This is a genomic window from Arthrobacter sp. ZBG10, from assembly GCF_001238605.1.
Lineage (GTDB): Bacteria > Actinomycetota > Actinomycetes > Actinomycetales > Micrococcaceae > Arthrobacter.
In genome coordinates this window covers 58,076-74,842 of the sequence record NZ_LFQH01000003.1, presented here as the reverse complement: position 1 = coordinate 74,842, position 16,767 = coordinate 58,076, and the positions used below count along the sequence as shown (strand labels likewise).

The 16,767-nt window shown below is 68.1% G+C and carries 18 protein-coding genes and 1 pseudogene; 12 read left to right on the top strand and 7 right to left on the bottom strand.

Annotated elements, in window-relative coordinates; all coding sequences use genetic code 11:
- The 4 genes and pseudogenes from ACU18_RS00890 to ACU18_RS00875 all read left to right on the top strand — a co-directional run.
- Positions 1–516, top strand: a pseudogene (locus tag ACU18_RS00890) (NAD(P)(+) transhydrogenase (Re/Si-specific) subunit alpha); the annotation flags it as partial.
- Positions 516–827 carry an NAD(P) transhydrogenase subunit alpha gene (locus ACU18_RS00885; RefSeq protein WP_050683628.1) on the top strand — a complete coding sequence of 104 codons (312 nt, stop codon included), beginning with the start codon at positions 516–518 and terminating at the stop codon, positions 825–827. The pseudogene ACU18_RS00890 and the gene ACU18_RS00885, both read left to right, overlap by 1 nt.
- Positions 824–2,197 (top strand): NAD(P)(+) transhydrogenase (Re/Si-specific) subunit beta, encoded by a 1,374-nt coding sequence (locus ACU18_RS00880; RefSeq protein WP_050683627.1) that lies wholly within the window; start codon positions 824–826, stop codon positions 2,195–2,197. The genes ACU18_RS00885 and ACU18_RS00880 overlap by 4 nt, the downstream gene beginning before the upstream one ends.
- Before the next feature lie 60 nt (positions 2,198–2,257).
- Positions 2,258–3,172, top strand: a complete 915-nt coding sequence (locus ACU18_RS00875) for a diacylglycerol/lipid kinase family protein (protein WP_050683626.1) — start codon at positions 2,258–2,260, stop codon at positions 3,170–3,172.
- A gap of 67 nt (positions 3,173–3,239) precedes the next feature.
- On the opposite strand, the gene ACU18_RS00870 is transcribed toward ACU18_RS00875, so the two are convergent.
- Complete coding sequence (locus tag ACU18_RS00870; RefSeq protein ID WP_050683625.1) at positions 3,240–4,085, bottom strand: ACT domain-containing protein; 846 nt, start codon at positions 4,083–4,085, stop codon at positions 3,240–3,242.
- A 198-nt stretch (positions 4,086–4,283) separates the two neighbouring features.
- On the opposite strand from ACU18_RS00870, the gene ACU18_RS00865 reads away from it, so the two are divergent.
- Entirely contained in the window at positions 4,284–5,336 is a 1,053-nt protein-coding gene (locus ACU18_RS00865; RefSeq protein WP_050683624.1) for an FUSC family protein, read from the top strand.
- Between the two features lie 42 nt (positions 5,337–5,378).
- On the opposite strand, the gene ACU18_RS00860 is transcribed toward ACU18_RS00865, so the two are convergent.
- Positions 5,379–6,668: an MFS transporter gene (locus tag ACU18_RS00860; RefSeq protein WP_231685974.1), complete on the bottom strand. Its 1,290-nt coding sequence runs from the start codon at positions 6,666–6,668 to the stop codon at positions 5,379–5,381.
- A gap of 142 nt (positions 6,669–6,810) precedes the next feature.
- Here ACU18_RS00860 and ACU18_RS00855 point away from each other — a divergent pair, with 142 nt between their 5' ends.
- Positions 6,811–7,560, top strand: a complete 750-nt coding sequence (locus tag ACU18_RS00855) for an IclR family transcriptional regulator (RefSeq protein WP_050683644.1) — start codon at positions 6,811–6,813, stop codon at positions 7,558–7,560.
- A 111-nt stretch (positions 7,561–7,671) separates the two neighbouring features.
- A complete protein-coding gene (locus tag ACU18_RS00850; protein ID WP_050683622.1) occupies positions 7,672–8,862 on the top strand; it encodes a 4-hydroxybenzoate 3-monooxygenase in 1,191 nt (396 codons plus the stop codon).
- A 22-nt stretch (positions 8,863–8,884) separates the two neighbouring features.
- Here ACU18_RS00850 and ACU18_RS00845 read toward each other — a convergent pair whose 3' ends face one another.
- From ACU18_RS00845 to ACU18_RS00835, 3 genes are all read right to left on the bottom strand, one after another.
- Positions 8,885–9,511: a thymidine kinase gene (locus ACU18_RS00845; RefSeq protein ID WP_050683643.1), complete on the bottom strand. Its 627-nt coding sequence runs from the start codon at positions 9,509–9,511 to the stop codon at positions 8,885–8,887.
- A gap of 103 nt (positions 9,512–9,614) precedes the next feature.
- Positions 9,615–10,049, bottom strand: coding sequence for an acyl-CoA thioesterase (locus ACU18_RS00840; protein WP_082178100.1), 435 nt, complete (start codon positions 10,047–10,049; stop codon positions 9,615–9,617).
- A gap of 56 nt (positions 10,050–10,105) precedes the next feature.
- Positions 10,106–10,609, bottom strand: coding sequence for a GNAT family N-acetyltransferase (locus tag ACU18_RS00835; protein ID WP_050683621.1), 504 nt, complete (start codon positions 10,607–10,609; stop codon positions 10,106–10,108).
- A 143-nt stretch (positions 10,610–10,752) separates the two neighbouring features.
- Between ACU18_RS00835 and ACU18_RS00830 the strand changes: the two genes are divergently transcribed.
- The 3 genes from ACU18_RS00830 to ACU18_RS00820 are packed head-to-tail and all read left to right on the top strand — an operon-like array spanning position 10,753 to position 12,572.
- Positions 10,753–11,256, top strand: a complete 504-nt coding sequence (locus ACU18_RS00830) for a MarR family winged helix-turn-helix transcriptional regulator (protein ID WP_050683620.1) — start codon at positions 10,753–10,755, stop codon at positions 11,254–11,256.
- A 57-nt stretch (positions 11,257–11,313) separates the two neighbouring features.
- Positions 11,314–11,640 carry a hypothetical protein gene (locus tag ACU18_RS19135; protein WP_050683619.1) on the top strand — a complete coding sequence of 109 codons (327 nt, stop codon included), beginning with the start codon at positions 11,314–11,316 and terminating at the stop codon, positions 11,638–11,640.
- Positions 11,637–12,572 carry a serine/threonine-protein kinase gene (locus tag ACU18_RS00820; RefSeq protein WP_231685973.1) on the top strand — a complete coding sequence of 312 codons (936 nt, stop codon included), beginning with the start codon at positions 11,637–11,639 and terminating at the stop codon, positions 12,570–12,572. The genes ACU18_RS19135 and ACU18_RS00820 overlap by 4 nt, the downstream gene beginning before the upstream one ends.
- Here the strand turns inward: ACU18_RS00820 and ACU18_RS00815 are convergent.
- Entirely contained in the window at positions 12,569–13,246 is a 678-nt protein-coding gene (locus ACU18_RS00815) for a histidine phosphatase family protein (protein ID WP_050683618.1), read from the bottom strand. The genes ACU18_RS00820 and ACU18_RS00815 overlap by 4 nt on opposite strands.
- Before the next feature lie 88 nt (positions 13,247–13,334).
- Positions 13,335–14,777, bottom strand: a complete 1,443-nt coding sequence (purB, locus tag ACU18_RS00810) for an adenylosuccinate lyase (protein ID WP_050683617.1) — start codon at positions 14,775–14,777, stop codon at positions 13,335–13,337.
- A 263-nt stretch (positions 14,778–15,040) separates the two neighbouring features.
- Between purB and ACU18_RS00805 the strand changes: the two genes are divergently transcribed.
- Positions 15,041–15,373: a hypothetical protein gene (locus ACU18_RS00805; protein WP_157407497.1), complete on the top strand. Its 333-nt coding sequence runs from the start codon at positions 15,041–15,043 to the stop codon at positions 15,371–15,373.
- Entirely contained in the window at positions 15,373–16,767 is a 1,395-nt protein-coding gene (locus ACU18_RS00800; protein WP_050683616.1) for a hypothetical protein, read from the top strand. Before ACU18_RS00805 ends, ACU18_RS00800 begins: the two co-directional genes overlap by 1 nt.

Below are 16,767 nucleotides of genomic sequence, written 5' to 3'. Positions count from 1 at the left end.
GCCGGCGGGTACGCCCGCCAGCTCAGTTCCGACGCCGGCACCCGGCAGCGGCAGCTGCTGGCACCCCACGTGGCGGATGCGGATGTCCTGATCACGACGGCGGCCGTCCCCGGCAGGCGCGCACCGCTGCTGGTGACCCTGGACATGGTCCAGGGCATGCGGCCGGGTTCCGTGGTGGTGGACCTGGCTGCCGAATCCGGCGGAAACGTCGAAGGGGTGGTGGCGGGGCAGGACACCGCAGTCCCCACCGCTGACGGGTCCGGCCACGTGCAGCTGGTGGGCCTCAAGGACCCGGCGTCGGCCATGGCGGCAGACTCTTCCCGCCTCTATGCCAAAAACGTCGCCAACCTGGTGGCCCTGCTGGTCCGGGACGGTGCCTTGGCCCCTGATTTCGGCGACGAGGTGGTGGCGGGGGCGTGCCTGACCTCGGGCGGCGCCGTGCGGCACCAGCCCACGGCGGACCTGCTGGGTACGGCCCGGCAGGAAACCGGCAACGGACAGGAAGGGGAGCGGTGATGGACGGAATGAGCCTGCTGACTGTTACGGTCCTTGCCGTGTTTGTCGGCTTTGAGGTGGTCTCCAAGGTCTCCAGCACCCTGCACACGCCCCTGATGTCCGGCGCCAACGCCATCCACGGGATCATCCTGGTTGGCGCCATCATCGTGGCAGGCCAGGCCGCCGAGCCCTGGCTCCTGGCACTGGCCCTGCTGGCCGTGGTCCTGGCCACCGCCAACCTGGTGGGCGGTTTTGTGGTCACCGACCGGATGCTGCACATGTTCGGCCGGAAAGGTCCTGCCCGGGCCGGCCGGAAGGGGGAGCAGCCGTGATCCTCCTGTCTCCGGCGTGGACCTCCCTGCTGTACCTCGCCGCCTCGGTGTGCTTCATCCTTGCCCTCCGCGGCCTGAGTTCGCCCAGGTCGGCCCGTCGCGGCAACCTGATCGGTGCGCTGGGTGCCGTGATCGCCGTCGTGACCGTTTTCCTGTCCGTCCGGCTGGCCAACATCCCCTGGATCCTGGCCGCCATCGCGGTGGGTTCCCTCGTGGCGGCGCCCGTGGCCCGGCGGGTGAAGATGACCCAGATGCCGCAGCTGGTGGCGCTGTTCAACGGGGTGGGCGGCGGTGCTGCCGCGCTGGTGGCCTTCCTGGAGCTGGACCACGCCCCGGACCCCTGGCTGTGGCTGGCCATCGTGTTTACGCTCCTGGTGGGAGCGGTGTCCTTCGCCGGGTCCGCCGTCACGTTCGCCAAGCTGCAGGAACTGATCACCACCCGGCCCATCCTGTTCCCGGGCCTGCCCGTGCTGATGGCGGCGGTGCTGGTGGCCGCCGTGGCTGCTGCCGCCGTCGTGATGGCCACCGGATCAACGGCCTTGGCGGTAGCGCTGCTGGTCCTCGGGCTGGCTGCGGGCACCCTGCTGGTGCTGCCCGTGGGCGGCGCGGACGTGCCCATTGTCATCTCCCTGCTGAACGCGTTCACCGGCCTCGCCGTCGCCGCGTCCGGTGTGGTGCTCGGCAACGTGCTCCTGGTGGTGGCTGGCACGCTGGTGGGCGCGTCGGGCACCATCCTGACCCGTGCCATGGCCGCGGCGATGGGCCGCAGCGTGGCGGGCATCCTGTTCGGCGCCTTCCGGGGAGGCTCGACGGCGGGATCCACCGTTGTGAGCGAACGTCCGGTCAGGTCCTCCAGCCCAGAGGACGTGGCGGTGCTGCTGGGGTACGCACAGCACGTGATCATCGTGCCGGGGTACGGCCTCGCCGTGGCGCAGGGCCAGCACACCGCCGCGGAACTGGCGCAGGCGCTGGAGGCCAGGGGCATCACCGTGGAATTCGCGATCCACCCCGTGGCCGGCCGGATGCCCGGGCATATGAACGTCCTGCTGGCCGAGGCCAATGTCCCCTATGAATCGCTCAAGGAGATGGGCGAAATCAACGGAGAGTTCAAAACCGCCGACGTCGCCCTGGTGGTGGGTGCCAACGATGTGGTGAACCCGGCAGCCAGGACCTCCCCTGGGTCGCCGATCTACGGCATGCCCATCCTGGAGGTGGCGGCGGCCCGACAGGTGGTGTTCCTCAAGCGCTCCATGCGGCCGGGCTTCGCAGGGATCGAAAACGAGCTGCTCTACGAGCCGCAAACCTCGCTGCTGTTCGGCGACGCCAAGGAATCCCTGGCCAAGGTGCTGGGGGCGGTAAAGGCGCTGTAGCCGGCCGGCCGCGCTACTGTTCTTTCAGCAGCACCCTTCCCTTCGCTCCCAGAGGACACCATGACTGAATCCAGCACCACCTCCCCCAGGCGCGCCGCCATCATCGTCAACCCCTCAAAGCCGGTGGACTTCGACGTCAACGCCCTGGTGGCAAAACACTGTGCGGAAAACGGCTGGGGCGAGCCCATCTGGCTGGAGACCACCAAGGAGGACCCCGGCGTGGGCCAGGCCAAGGAAGCGCTCGCCAAGGGCGCGGACATTGTCATCGCCGCCGGTGGCGACGGGACCGTCCGGTGCGTCGCCGAGGTCCTGGCCGGCGGGGATACCCCCATGGGCCTGCTGCCAATGGGCACGGGCAACCTGCTGGCCCGGAACCTGGGCATGGACGTGACCGATTTCGACGGCGCCATGGCAGGTGCGCTGGCCGGCACCGAACGGAAAATCGACGTGGTCAGGGCCCGGCGGGACAACAAGGAACAGGTCTTCCTGGTCATGGCCGGAGTGGGCTACGACGCCACGATCATGGCGGACACCAATTCCGACCTCAAGGACAAGGTGGGCTGGCTGGCCTATGTGGACGCCGGCATCCGCAACCTCCCCGGCAAGCCGGTCAAGGCCAGCGTGGTTATCGACGGCAAGACCGTGTCCCAGCGCGGGGTCCGCAGCGTCATGGTGGGCAACTGCGGCAAGGTCCAGGGCAACCTGGAGATCTTCCCTGACGCCAAGGTGGACGACGGGCTGCTGGACATTGCGGTCCTGGCGCCCCACCACGGCAAGCTCGGCTGGCTCTCCGTCCTGGCCGGCATCATCGGCAAGGGAAAAACCAAGGACACCGCAGTGGAGTACTTCCAGGGCAAATCGGTGGAAATTTTGCTGGAAAGCGACGAGGACTACCAGCTGGACGGCGACCACGAGGGCGAGGGCAAGCACGTCCTGATGACAGTGGACCCGGGTGCCCTGACCATCCGGATGTAGGCTCACGCGCCCCAACCAGGTAGCAGAAGATGTCGTTTTGGGGCGTCATAACGACACTTGCTGCTACCTAGTTGGGCGGGGGAACGCAGGCGGTGTTCCGGTGCGCCACCGTCTCGGCAAGTTCAGCCAGGCGGTGCGCCCGGGCCGATTCGGCGGGCGTGAAGGGTTCGCCGGGCCGGGCGAACGTAATGGGGCCGTGCCAGGCGGTGGGAATCTTCAGATGCGTCCCGGCGTCGGGTGTTCCCTGGTGCGCTTCCGCAGGGGTGAGGATCCGCGCCCGGAGCAGCTCCGCCACCGCCAGTGGCAGCTCTTCCGGGGCGCCGGCGATCCGGGCCGCGAGGCTCAGCGCGCGGGTCTGCCCGTCCGCCATCGCCAGGGACGTGGTGGGCCAGGCCTGGGAACTGATTCCGCCGGCCTCCTGCAGCGCCGCCACCAGCTGGCGCTCGCCGATGTCCCCGGGGGCAGACAGGACAAACTCGTCCAGGACCCCGGACGGCACCGGATGGACGTGGATGCTGAGGATGTTCGCATCCAGTCCTGCCAATGCCGCGGTGACCCGCTGCAGGGCCCCAGGCTCATCCCGGAGCATGGTCCGCGCCCGCCACAGGGCTGGTGCCGCGGCCAGCCGCCGCCGGTGCCGAAGTGCGGGTGCGTGCAGCCAGCTGCGCAGGACCCGGGATGCGGAGGGTTCCGCCACCCAGATCACCAGGACTGTGGCGGTGACGGTCAGGACCAGCACCTTGGCCAGGTACGGCAGGTGGGTGCCCACCACCAGGGCATGGACCAGCAGTTCAATGGGAAGCATCATGGCCACGTTGGCGAGGGTGAGGCGGGCCTTGGGCGGCTCGGGCATCAGGCCGCAGACTTCGCAGCTGAGCGCAGCTGCAGGGGAAAGACGAGCGTGGATGTCCATGGTCCAAGGATTGCCGGGGGCTGTTTCGGCGGTGTTGCCCGGCGGTTCCGATCATGCGAAGCCTGCACCGCATGCTGGCGGCAGGTTAGCCTTGCCGGGCGCCGGCCGGGGGTGCGGGCGTAGGATGCTGAGGGAACGTCAGCGCGGCCGCCCCCCATAAAAACCACCCCCGGCCCCACAGGAAAGGCGCTGTTCCCCGTGAAGATGCTCGCTGAAATGTTCAGCCTCGCGCCCGGCAACAAGGACCACCACCCGGCCATCCGGTGCGCGGTAGGCGTCTTCGTTCCGCTCTTCACTTTGGTCCTCCTGGGCAGGCTGGACCTGGCCATTTTCGCTTCGTTCGGCGCCTTCACCGGCATCTACGGCCGCGGCGAACCCCACGGAACCCGTTTCTTCCTCCAGCTCCGGGCCGGCGGGCTGATGCTGGTGGTCATCCTCCTGGCCTCCCTCGCGGCGCGGATGGGCGCGGCCTGGAACCTCGATGCGGCCACCACCACCTGGCTCCTGGTCCTGGCCACCACCCTGGTTGCCGGAGCCTGCTCGGTGGCCATCTCCTGGCAGCGGCTGCGTCCGGCCGGGTCGCTGTTCCACATCTTCGCCTTCGCGGCCATCGCCTCCATCCCCAACCAGCCCCCGCTGTGGCAGGGGCTGCTGGTAGCCGTCCTCACCACCGCCTTTTGCCTGCTGATCGGGTTCTCGGCCCGCGCGCTGCCCGGCCACCGCGCGCAGTGGGTCCGCCCCAGGCCCCTTCGCCGCACCGCCGAGGAGAAACGGGCTGCCTGGCTTGAAGGGCTGGGGTACCTGGTGGCTGCCGGCCTGGCCGGGACACTGGCCACCTGGGTGGGGGCGCAGCTGGGCTTCGGCCACAATTACTGGGCCATGGTGGCCGCCGTGGTCCCGTTGGTGGGGCACACCACCCGGCACCGCGTCAGCCGTGGTGTGCAGCGTATTGTCGGCACCGGGCTGGGGCTGGTGCTCCTGGCCGGGATTGTACTGCTGGACCTGCAACCATGGCAGACGATCCTGGTCATGGCGCTGTGCCAGTTCGGGGCGGAGATGTTCATCCTCCGCCAGTACCTCCTGGCCCAGCTGTTCGTGACTCCGCTGGCGCTGATCTCCACCCTGCTGGTGGTCCCGGCCTCACCGGCCACCCTGCTCCGGGACCGCATCGTGGAAACCATCATCGGTGCGGCCGTGGGCATTGCGGTGGTGCTGGCACCCACACTGTGGCGGCGGCTGCGCCAGGCCTAGGCCCAGGACTGCCGGGACTTGTGCCCCGGCGGATGCGCCCGGTTACGGCTGGTTTGGGGACTGCCCGACGACGGGTTCCCGGCCGGGTGCCGGTGCGATGGCGTGCGGAACGGTCACCAGCGCCACCACCGCGATGACGGCGGCAGCCGCGAAGACATAGAAGCCCCACGGATACGCGATCCCCGCCGCAACCAGTGTTCCGGTGACGGCCGGGCCCATGATGGCGCCGAACCGGCCCACGCCGGCCGCGAAGCCCAGGGCAGTTGCGCGCAGCCGGGCGGGGAAGAGCTGGCTGACCCAGGCGTAGACGAGCACCTGCGAGCTGAACACAAAGACACCCGTGACGAACACTGCGGCGTTGAGCAGCAGCTCGCTCTGGATCTTGACGCTGAGGATGGCCAGCAGCACGGCGGACAACCCGAACCACAGCAGGACGATCTTTTTGGTGCCGTGCTTGTCGGCGAGGATGCCCGCCACCACCAGGCCGACCACGGCCCCCACGTTCAGGACCAGGAGCAGCACCAGGCCGGTGCTGACGGTGTAGCCTGCGGCGGCCATCAGCTGCGGCAGCCAGGTGTTCAGGCCGTACACCAGCAGGAGTCCCATAAAGGACGCGACAGCGATGGCCAGGGCCACCAGCGGGTAGGGCTTGCGGGCCAGGTCCCGGAAGCTGGCGCGCGCTGCGGGTGCGGTGGGTGCCGGTTCCTCCACGGCTTTCCCGGTGGTGCCGGAAGCGCCGGCTCCGACGTCGACGGTGACTGCAGGCAGTGTCTCCGGAAGCTTGAACCAGAGGAAAGGCACCAGAGCGAAACCGGCGAGGCCACCCACCACAAACATGATCCGCCAGTCCGGCACCACCAGGATGGCCAGGAACGCTGTGGCCACGGCACCCACGTGGTAGCCGGTCATGGTGCGTGTGGTGGACTTGCCGGCCGTGCCAGCCGGTGCGTAGTCATTCATGTACGCCAGGGCCGCGGGCAGGCAGGCGCCCAGGCCCAGGCCAGCCAGCAGGCGGAAAATGCCGAAGACGGCCACGTTCGGGGCGAACACCACAGCAATGGTGAAAATGGAGAACCACAGCACGCAGGCCACCAGGAGCCGCCGCCGGCCAAACCGGTCAGAGAGCGGTGCAATAAAGAGCGCCCCGATGCCCACGCCCACCAGCGAGATCGTCGCGGCATAGGTGGCCCCGACGGCGTCGAACCCCAGGTCCTGGGTCTTGATCAGCGTTGGGATGACGGTGCCCAGGACCACCAAGTCAAAGCCGTCCAGGACCATCGCCAGCCAGCACAGCCAGACGGGCCACTTCGATCGGTGTTGCGCTGGCGTCATTGGCATTACAAACCTCGGTACATCGTGAATGGAGTGTGGCGGCGCACGGCCGCGGGCGCGGCGGTGCAAACCCTTAGTGAGATTTGTATCACCGGGGAGTGTAATCTGGAACAAGTTCTACCATTCAATGGAAGCGATGGGCATGGCCAATTCAGTCTCGGGGGATTCGGTGGTGGATCGGGTGGTGCGGGTGATCGCCGCCTTCCCCGAGGGTGCCAGCAGCCTCCAGCTCTCTGACCTGGCCGTCCGCGCTGGGCTTCCGCTCACCACCGCCCACCGGCTGGTCCGGCAGCTGGCGGCCCACGGACTGCTTGAAACCGGTGCCGGCGGCACGGTCCGGCTGGGACTGCGCCTGTGGGAGTTGGTGAACCGGAATTCGCCCACCCTGGCGCTCCGGCAGGCCGCCATGCCGTTTATGGAGGACATCCAGCAGGTCCTGAACCAGAACGTCAACCTCGCGGTCCTGGACGGCTGGGAGGCGCTCTTTGTGGAACGGCTGTCCCGCCGCGGATCCGTGGTCAACCGGGCCAAGGTGGCCGGCAGGATGCCAGTGCACGTCTCGTCAGCCGGGCTTGCCCTGATGGCGCACCAGGACATGGCTCTGCAGGCCGACTACCTGGCCCAATTCGAGGACCCCGCTGGGAAAGCGACCGTCGACGCCATGCGTGGGCTGCTCAGCGAAACAGCCCACCAGGGCTATGCGCAGCTCGCCGGCGTGGTCGATCCGGACACGTGGGGCATCGCCGTTCCCGTGATTGACGGCAAAAAACGCGCAGTGGCCGCGCTCGGCATCGTGGTTCCGCTGCAGGAAATGCGGCTGCAAGCGCTGGTTCCCGCGCTGCAGACGGCCGCGAGGGGGATTGCCCGGCGGCTGGGAAGGGATGAACCCTGATTCCGTTGAACGGAATACTTGTTACCGCAGTCACGCCTCCGGCGGCACACTGATAGCCAGACGCCCCCCATCCGGCCCCGGCAAAGGGCCCCGCAGCGAAGCGAGACAGCCATGGCAGCACGCACGATCATCACCACCCAGGTGGCCATCATGGGCGCCGGTCCCGCCGGACTGATGCTTTCGCACCTGCTGGCGAAGACCGGTATTGAGTCCACCGTCATCGAAGTCCGCAGCCACCAGGACATCTCCGAGACCGTCCGGGCCGGAATCCTGGAACACGGGACGGTGAACCTGCTGGTGGACAGCGGGGTTTCGGACCGCGTGCTGCGCGAGGGCGACCGGCACGATGGCATTGAGCTGCGGTTCAATGGCGAAAGCCACCGCGTCGATTTCAACGACCTCGTGGGGGAGGCCGTGTGGCTGTACCCGCAGACCGACGTCTTCCTTGACCTGGCCGCACGGCGGAAAGCCGACGGCGGCGACGTCCGCTACAGCGTCACGGACACCTCCGTCCACAACCCCGAGGGCAAGCCGGTGGTCCACTTCACCGATGCGGAAGGCGTGGAGTACGAACTCCGGGCCGACTTTGTGGTGGGCGCCGACGGCTCGCGGAGCCAATGCCGATCCCTGGTGCCGGAATCCGCCAGGACCCGCTACTTCCACGAATACCCCTTCGCCTGGTTCGGCATCCTGGCCGAAGCGCCGCGCAGCTCCGACGAACTGATCTATGCCAATTCCGCCAACGGCTTCGCCCTGATCAGCCAGCGCACCGAAACCGTGCAGCGGATGTACTTCCAATGCGATCCCAAGGAGAACGTCCAGGACTGGGACGACGACAGGATCTGGGCCGAGTTCCGCAACCGGGTCAACGGCAACGGCTTCGAGCTGAACGAAGGCCCGGTCATCGACAAAATGGTCCTGCCCTTCCGCAGTTTCGTCCAGGCTCCGATGCGCTACGGGAACCTGTTCCTGGTGGGCGACGCCGCCCATACGGTCCCGCCCACCGGCGCCAAGGGCCTGAACCTTGCTATCCATGACGTCAAGGTCCTTTTTGAAGGCCTGGACAGCCACTACAACTCCCGCTCGGGGTTGCTCCTGGATTCCTATGGTGACCGGGCCCTGGAGCGGGTGTGGAAGGCGCAGCAGTTCTCCTACTGGATGACCACCATGCTGCACACCCCGGCGGATGCCGACGACTTCTCCCGGGCCCGCCAGCTTGGCGAGCTGAACTCCGTGGTGTCGTCCCGGCACGGCTTGGCCTACCTGGCCGAGGCCTACACCGGCTGGCCGTCGGCCACATAGCAACCGGGGTTGCTGGCGGAGGTCAGGAACCCAGCCGGCCGCCGGACACCTCGAGGTAGCAGGCGCCGCAGAGCGACTCGTACCAGACGTCCTTGCCGTCGATGGCTACCTGGTCGCCGTCGAACACCACCGCGTTGCCCACGCGCCGGGTGTTGAAAATAGCCTTCCGCCCACAGCGGCAGATGGTTTTGAGCTCCTCCAGCGTGTGGGCCACTTCAAGGAGCCGCCGCGACCCGGGAAACGCGTGGGTAAGGAAATCCGTCCGGATACCGTAGGCCAGCACGGGAACACTGTCCAGGATGGCAATCCGGAACAGGTCATCCACCTGTTCCGGGCTCAGGAACTGCGCTTCGTCCACCAGCAGGCACGCGACAGGCTTCTGGTCGACGTGTTCGAGCAGGGCATCGGGATCGTCGCCGGCAGCGTGGGCCGTGAAGAGTGCGCGGACGTCCGCCCCGGGGGTGATCAGGAAGTCCACGGACCGGGTCATCCCCAGCCGGGACACGATGTCCGTGTCACCCTTGGTATCGACGTCCGGCTTGGCCAGGAGGACACGCTGGCCGCGTTCCTCATAGTTGAACGCCGCCTGGAGCAGCCCGGTGGACTTCCCGGAGTTCATGGCGCCATAGCGGAAGTAAAGCTTGGACAAAGAGGATCCTTTCAGCAGGTACGGCTGGGGCTGCGGCTGCCGGCCAGCGGCGCCCATCAGTGCCCCCGGCGCCCCCACCATGGAAGGCGGCAGGCCGCCGTCGTCAGTCCTGGCTGAGCGTGTCCGTAAGGTGGTGGTTGGGGATCCTGTCCCGGTCATACGTGATTTCAGTGTAGCCGTGCGGCTCGGGCCGGCCGGCGGGGCTGAGGTTCACAAAAACGATTTCCTCGATGGTGAGGATGCTGTGCCGCGTGATCATGTTCCGGACCTCCGCGCGCATGGTCAGTGACGTGCGGCCGAAGCGCGTGGCCGTCAGGCCCATTTCGATCAGGTCGCCCTGGACCGCAGAGCTGACGAAGTTGATCTCGGAAATGTACTTGGTGACCGCCCGGCCGTTGCCCAGTTGCAGGATGGCGTAAATGGCCGCCTCCTCGTCAATCCATTTGAGCAGGCTCCCACCGAACAGGGTGCCGTTGGCGTTGAGGTCTTCGGGCCGGACCCACTTGCGGGTCCGGAAGGTGATGTCTGCGGGGTCCATACGGCGAGGGTAGCTGACGACGCCGCGCGGCCCCCATTATGACGTTGGCCGCCGCCTCAGGCCATGGCGGTGTGCGCCGCGCTCCGGGCGTTGATGGACTTGGCGTAGCAGTAGGAGTGCTCCACGCCCGCGTAGGCGCCGAAGTTCGGGACCGGTTCGAAGCCGCTGTTCTCGTAGAAGTTCCGTCCATCCGGCTGGGCCGATCCGGCTTCCGCTTTGATCCGCGTGATGCCCTGCCTGAACGCCTCCGCCTCAAGGGCGGCGAGGATTGAGCTGGCCACTCCGGAGCCCCGCGTGTACGGCAGGACGTACAGCCGTTTGATTTCGGCCGTCAGCGCGTCCAGTATCCGCAGCCCGCCGCAGCCCACGGGCTGCCCGGAACCCTTGTCGTAGGCCACCAGGAAAACGGCACAGTCAGCGCCCGACGGCGGCTGGCCGGGTTCGTGATCCGGTGTCCCGAAGCGGGCATCAAGTTCCGCCTGCTGGGCCCGGCGCAGATCGGCACCCACAGGGTTGGACCAGGCCACCTGCCTGATGTTCAGCCGTGGGTTGGTCTGCATGTCTGCCTCGATTCGCCGAAGGGTTATGCAAACCAAGGCTACGAGTGCGCGGTTACGCCGGTGTTTCACGGGGGTAAGCGGACGGATAACGCGAAGTCCCTGTTGTTCGATTGCCTAGTTAGCAGGTGGACTAAGATGTTCGCATGGCTTCTGCGGGTAATGAGGGCTCCGGCTACTGGTACGGACCCGACGGGCAACTGGACAGCAGCGCTGCCGTGCTGAAGTCACTGCGGGACTACCGCACAGCCGAAACGAGTGTCCGCAAATCCACCCGTGACTCCATGGGAATGGGCGAGACGGACATCCTGGCCCTGCGGTACCTCCTCCGGTCCCAGGCGGCGGGAAAATCCTCAGTACCCAAAGACCTGAGCCTGTTCCTGGGCATCACCAGCGCGTCCACCACAACGCTGATCGACCGCCTGGTGGCCAGCGGGCACGTCCGCAGGGAGGCGCACCCCTCGGACCGACGCTCCATCATTGTCATTCCCACGGGTGAATCCGATCAGGAGGTGCGGCATACGCTCGGCGCCATGCACCGCAGGATGATGTCGGTGGCGGAAACCCTCACCGCAGACCAGGCCCGGATCGTGGTGGACTTCCTGCAGCGGATGACCGAAGCCCTGGAGGGCCCCGAAGCGACTAGCTAGTTTGGCTAGTAATATGTATGCTTACGATCAAGATGCTGGATCCCTCCCGATGGAGTTGTGAAAACCTTGGTCGCCTTTCCGGAAGTTATGCAGCACAACGGCCGTCCTGCGCCCCGTCACATCACCGGGTCCTGGAGCCCCCGCGGGGTGACGGGCAGCGAAGCGGTCCATTGCGGTACGGCCATGGTCCTGTTTACGCCCCGCTCCACAGCGGCGGACTACACCTTTGGACCTGCAGGCGGCGGCCCGGTCCACCTTCCCCCGGTGTGGCGCTGCAGCTGCGGGTTCCAGCTGGATGCCCGGCTGCCTGGCGGAGACGCCGCCACTCCGGAAACGTTGTCTGCGGGCCCGTCCCGCCGGCGCACCACCGCCCTGTCCGCGTGAGCACCACCGTGCCGGCTGCCCGCCGGCGCGCCTCCGCCCTGCCTGCCTACGCCCTGGCTGCCCGGCCTGGCAGAACCCTGCCCCGTGTCCCGCTGCAGCCGGCAGAGCCCCGCAGCTCCGGCAGCCGATCAACTGGCCTGCCCGCCACCCTGGGCCTCCGCGAGCGGCTTGGCCGCGGTGCGGCAGCTGAGGTGTACCGGGCCGTTGACTCCGCGGGCGGTCCGGATGTGGCCGTGAAGATCGGGTTTCACCGCCCCGAAGGGCAACCGGACCGCCTGCTGCACGAGGCTGCCGTCCTGGCCTCGCTGCAGCACCCGGCCATCATCAGCTTTATTACAGCAGGCACCATCAGCGGCGGCCCCCACCATGGGCGGCCCTTCCTGGTGCAGGAGCTGGCCCATGGAAGCAGCCTGGCCGCGGCGGCGCAGGCCGGCGGCCACCACCCGGCCGAGGTGGCCCGTTGGTCGGCGGACCTGTTCGGCGCCCTGGCCCACCTGCACGCGGGCGGCCTGGTCCACCGGGACATCAAGCCTGCCAACCTGATGCTGAGTGGCCTGCGCCGGAGCCCGGTCCGGATCATCGACTTCGGCATCGCAGCGGCGGCGGGCTCCGCTGCGGAGCTCGGCATCTCGTCCGGGACGGTCCACTACATGAGTCCTGAACAGGCCGCCGGGGCCAACACCCGGCCGTCCTGGGATGTCTATTCCATGGGGCTGGTCCTGCTCGAAGTCCTCACCGGCACCAAGGCCTTCCCCGGTACGGCCATCGAATCGCTCGTTGCCAGGACCCTCCGGGACCCGGAGGTCCCTGCCGTCCTGGGCCCGGAATGGGGCGCATTCCTCAGGTCTTTGACCGCCATGGACAGCGCCGCACGGCCCACGGCTGCGGAAGCCGCGGACGCTGCGGCGCGGCTTGGCCGCCCTGTTCCCTAGCCGCCGGCCAGGGTGGTGCCCGTAGGATCCTCCGCAGTGGGATCCGCCAGGGCCAGGCCGCCCACGGGGCTGCCATCCCAATGGACCAGCGTCCAGCCGTCCGCTGGTCCGCCCTCCACCGCCACAATCCCGGTGTTTTCCAGGACGTGCCGGTTGGCGAAGTCGGGGCCGGCGCCCGACACCCGACGGCCCGCCCAGGTGCGGATGGCCGCGCCGTGGCTGACGATCGCCACCGTGCCGTGGCCCGCCTGCTCCGCCAGGTCCACCACATGCGCCACTGCGGCATCAAAGCGCCCAAAAAACGCGTGGCCGTCAGGGCCTGCAGGCATCCGGCGGTCCAGGTCCCCGGCGATCCAGGAAATCACGGTCCCGATGTAGCGGAGGTGGGACTCGTGGTCGGTCAGCTTCTCCAGGGCACCGGCCTCGATCTCGTGCAGGCCATCAAGCACCGTCACATCCAGGCCCTGGCGGTGGCCCAAGGGTGCTGCCGTCAGCTGTGTCCGCACCAGGGTGGACGCATACAGGGCCCCGATGGGCTCGTTGGCCAGGGACCGGGCCATGGCTTCGGCCTGGCGCTGGCCCAGTTCGGTAAGGCCGGGGCCGGGGTGGGCGGTGTCCAGCTGGCCCAAGACGTTTCCGGGCGTCTGGCCATGACGGATCAGCAGCAGCTTCATGGTTCCAGTCTGGCACTGGGACGCAAAACGGGACCGGACCTTCGAAAGGTCCGGTCCCGCCGTCGGGCAACTGCCCCGGCGCTGGAGCCTACTTGAGGTGGTCTACCAGCTGGTCGGCGATACCCGTGTACTTGCCCGGCGTAAGGGCCAGCAGGCGGGCTTCGGCGTCAGCGGACAGGCCAAGGCCCTGGACGAACTCCTGCATGCGGGCGCCGTCCACACGCTGTCCGCGGGTGAGGTCCTTCAGCCGCTCGTAGGGGTTCTCCATGCCCTCGACGCCGGCGATCGCCTCTGCGCGCATCACCATCTGGATGGCCTCGCCCAGCACTTCCCAGTTGGTGTCGAGATCGCCGGCAAGGACGTCCTCGGCCACGTCAAGGCGCTCCAGGCCTTTGGCCACGTTGGAGATGGCAAGCAGCGAGTGGCCGAAGGCCACACCGATGTTGCGCTGGCTGGAGGAGTCGGTCAGGTCGCGCTGCCAGCGGGACGTGACCAGGGTGGAGCCCAGGACGTCCAGCAGCCCGGAGGAAATTTCCAGGTTGGCCTCGGCGTTTTCGAAGCGGATGGGGTTGACCTTGTGCGGCATTGTGGAGGACCCGGTGGCGCCTGCCACGGGAACCTGCGCGAAGTAGCCGATGGAAATGTAGCTCCAGATGTCCGTGCAGACGTTGTGCAGGATGCGGTTGAAGCGTGCGACGTCGGCGTACAGTTCAGCCTGCCAGTCGTGGCTTTCGATCTGGGTGGTGAGCGGGTTCCAGGCCAGGCCCAGGCCTTCCACGAAGGACCTGGCCACCTGCTGCCAGTCGGCGCCCGGAACGGAAGCGACGTGGGCCGCGTAGGTGCCGGTGGCACCGTTGATCTTGCCCAGGTACTCAGTGCTGGAAATGCGGTCCAGCTGGCGGGTGAGGCGGTGCGCAATGACGGCCAGTTCCTTGCCCAGCGTGGTGGGGGTGGCGGGCTGGCCGTGGGTGCGGGACAGCATGGGGACCGCCCGGTTTTCCTCGGCCATCCGGCTGATCTGCGCCACGAGCGTGCGCGCGGCCGGGAGCCACACGTCCTCCACCGCGCCCTTGACACCCAGGGCGTACGAAAGGTTGTTGATGTCCTCGGACGTGCAGCCGAAGTGGACCATGGCGGTCAGGTTGGTGATGCCGATCCCGTCCAGCCGGCGGCCGATGTAGTACTCCACGGCCTTGACGTCGTGCACCGTGACAGCCTCGATTTCGGCGAGTTCAACCACTGACGCGGCATTGAACTCCGTCACGATGGCGCGGAGCTTTGCCTGCTGGTCCGCCGTCAGCGGACCCGCGCCGGGAAGAACGTTGTTGCTGGTCAGGTGGATGAGCCATTCGACTTCAACGGCTACACGGTCACGGTTCAGGGCCGCCTCGGACAGGTAGTCCACGAGGGGCGCGACGGCGGACTGGTAGCGGCCGTCCAGCGGGCCCAGGGCGATCTGCTCCGGGGACGCGGCGAGGGCGAGTCGTCCGGAGGGCGTACGGGTGTCAGCTGTGGCGGCAGTTTCAGGCATGTGCTGATTCTTTCACGAACCTGGTGCGGCGCTTAAGCCGGCCTTCCTTGTTACCCGTGCAGGGGCGGTTGCCCGGTCAGGGGTGGCTGCTGGCTTCGCACCTTGTCCACATAGGCCGCAACGGTTCTTGGCCCGCGCGCCGGCCGTTCGTAGCGTGGTGCCTGTCGGCAAAGAGAGTGCGGCGGCGGCACAAGGCAGGGGTCAAAAAGCAGGCAGTACGAGGCCGCACAAGGCAGGTGGGGTACGGAGCAGGGAGGGACAAAATGGTCACGGATGCGGCGATGGACCCATGGTCCGGAGACGGCGCGCAGGAGGCAGTAGGGCACCTGATGTCCCGGCTGGCGGGCTGTTCGGTGCGTGTTGAGCAGGTCCTTGCCGGGTGCCGGGATATCCAGCTGCTTGAGTGGCAGTCCCCGGCGGGACAGGCGTACCGGGAGGCGGTGTCGGTCCAGGCGGCCGCCCTGGCGCAGTCCCTGGAACGGTTGGCGGAGGCCCGCGCGGCAGTGTCACGCTTCGTTCCGGAAGTCCCGTTGTCCGGAAGCTCCACTTTGGCCGGCGGAAGCCTCCCCGGCCAGGCGTTCCCGGGCTGGCCGTGATGTCCGCGCGCAGGCTTGCCGCCGGCAATGTGTCCGGCTACCCGCAGGCGGAGGGCGGCGGGATCGGCCTGTCCGGCCCTGCCCGGGACGGGTACCTGACCATCCGCGGCGGCGCCGGCGGGATAGCCGTTCAGCTCGAGGAGCTGACGGGTGGTGCGGAGAAGCTGGATTCCCTCGCAGCTGACCTCCTGGCAGCGGAAACGGAGGTGGGCAGGATCGGTGAGCAACTGGGTATGATCGCCGGTGCGGCGCCGTGGTCGGCGGCGCCGCATATCGCTGCGGTGCGGAACAGCCAGTGGAGCCTCCGACTTGTCCGGCAGGAGATGCAGCAGCTCAGTACCCGCATCCGCGACTGCCGGCGCGAGTATGAACTGGCGGAATGGCGGGCGGACGCCGTCCGGTTCCTGGGGTTCGCAGGCGTTGCGGACATTCGGGGTTCGATGGCCACCATGGCCGGCACCGGAGTACCGGACCGGAGCTCCGTGGAAGGGCTGGTGTCCACCCTGGGGCTGGAATCCGCAGACACCCGACGCCGGATCGCCCGGGCACCGCAGCTCCGGGACCTGCTGATGGGTTTCCTTCGGCCCAGGCCGCTGCAGCTCCGGCAGGAGGAAACGCTGTCCGTGGCCCTGGACAGCTCACCGGCCGGGCTGCTGGAACGTGTCCGGCTCATCGACGCCCGGGGCGCCGGGTTCATTGAGATCCTGGCCGTGGGCGCCGGTCCGGCCAGGACGTACGTGGTGGTGGTTCCGGGCACCCAGGCCGCCGGCAGCCGGATGGGAGGGGAGAACCCGTTCGACGAGGCCGGCATAGCCGAAGGAATGTTCTACGGCTCGGCGGAAATCGACGCCGCCATCCTGTCGGCGCTCAGGGCGGCGGGCGCTGAACCGGGCGCGTCGGTGGTGGCCGTGGGCTACAGCCAGGGCGGCATCCACGCCATGAACCTCGTGGCGGACCCACGGATCCGCCACGAGTACAACGTCGGCTACGTGCTGACGGCAGGGTCTCCGGTGGCGGGAATCAACGCTCCGCCGGGTGTTGGGTCCCTGCATCTGGAACACCGGGCAGACTGGGTGCCGGGCGCGGACGGCACCCCCAACCCGGACACACGGGACCGTGTCACCGTAACCCTTGGCAGCCCGCCCGTTGCCGGCCCGGGGGAGGGCGGGCTGGGTGCCGGCCACAGCCTCAGCGGCTACGAAAACGGCGCGCGGCTGGTCGCCGCCAGCTCCGACCCTTCCCTGGTGTCCACCACTGCGGCGCTGGGTGTTCTGATGGGAGCTGGCGGCAGTGCCACCGCTACGAGGTTCCAGCTCACCCGGTCCCGGGAGCTGCCGCGGAGGGCGCCGGCCACGGAACCGCGGAGCAGGGAGCGTGGCCTGGGTGGGAGGTGA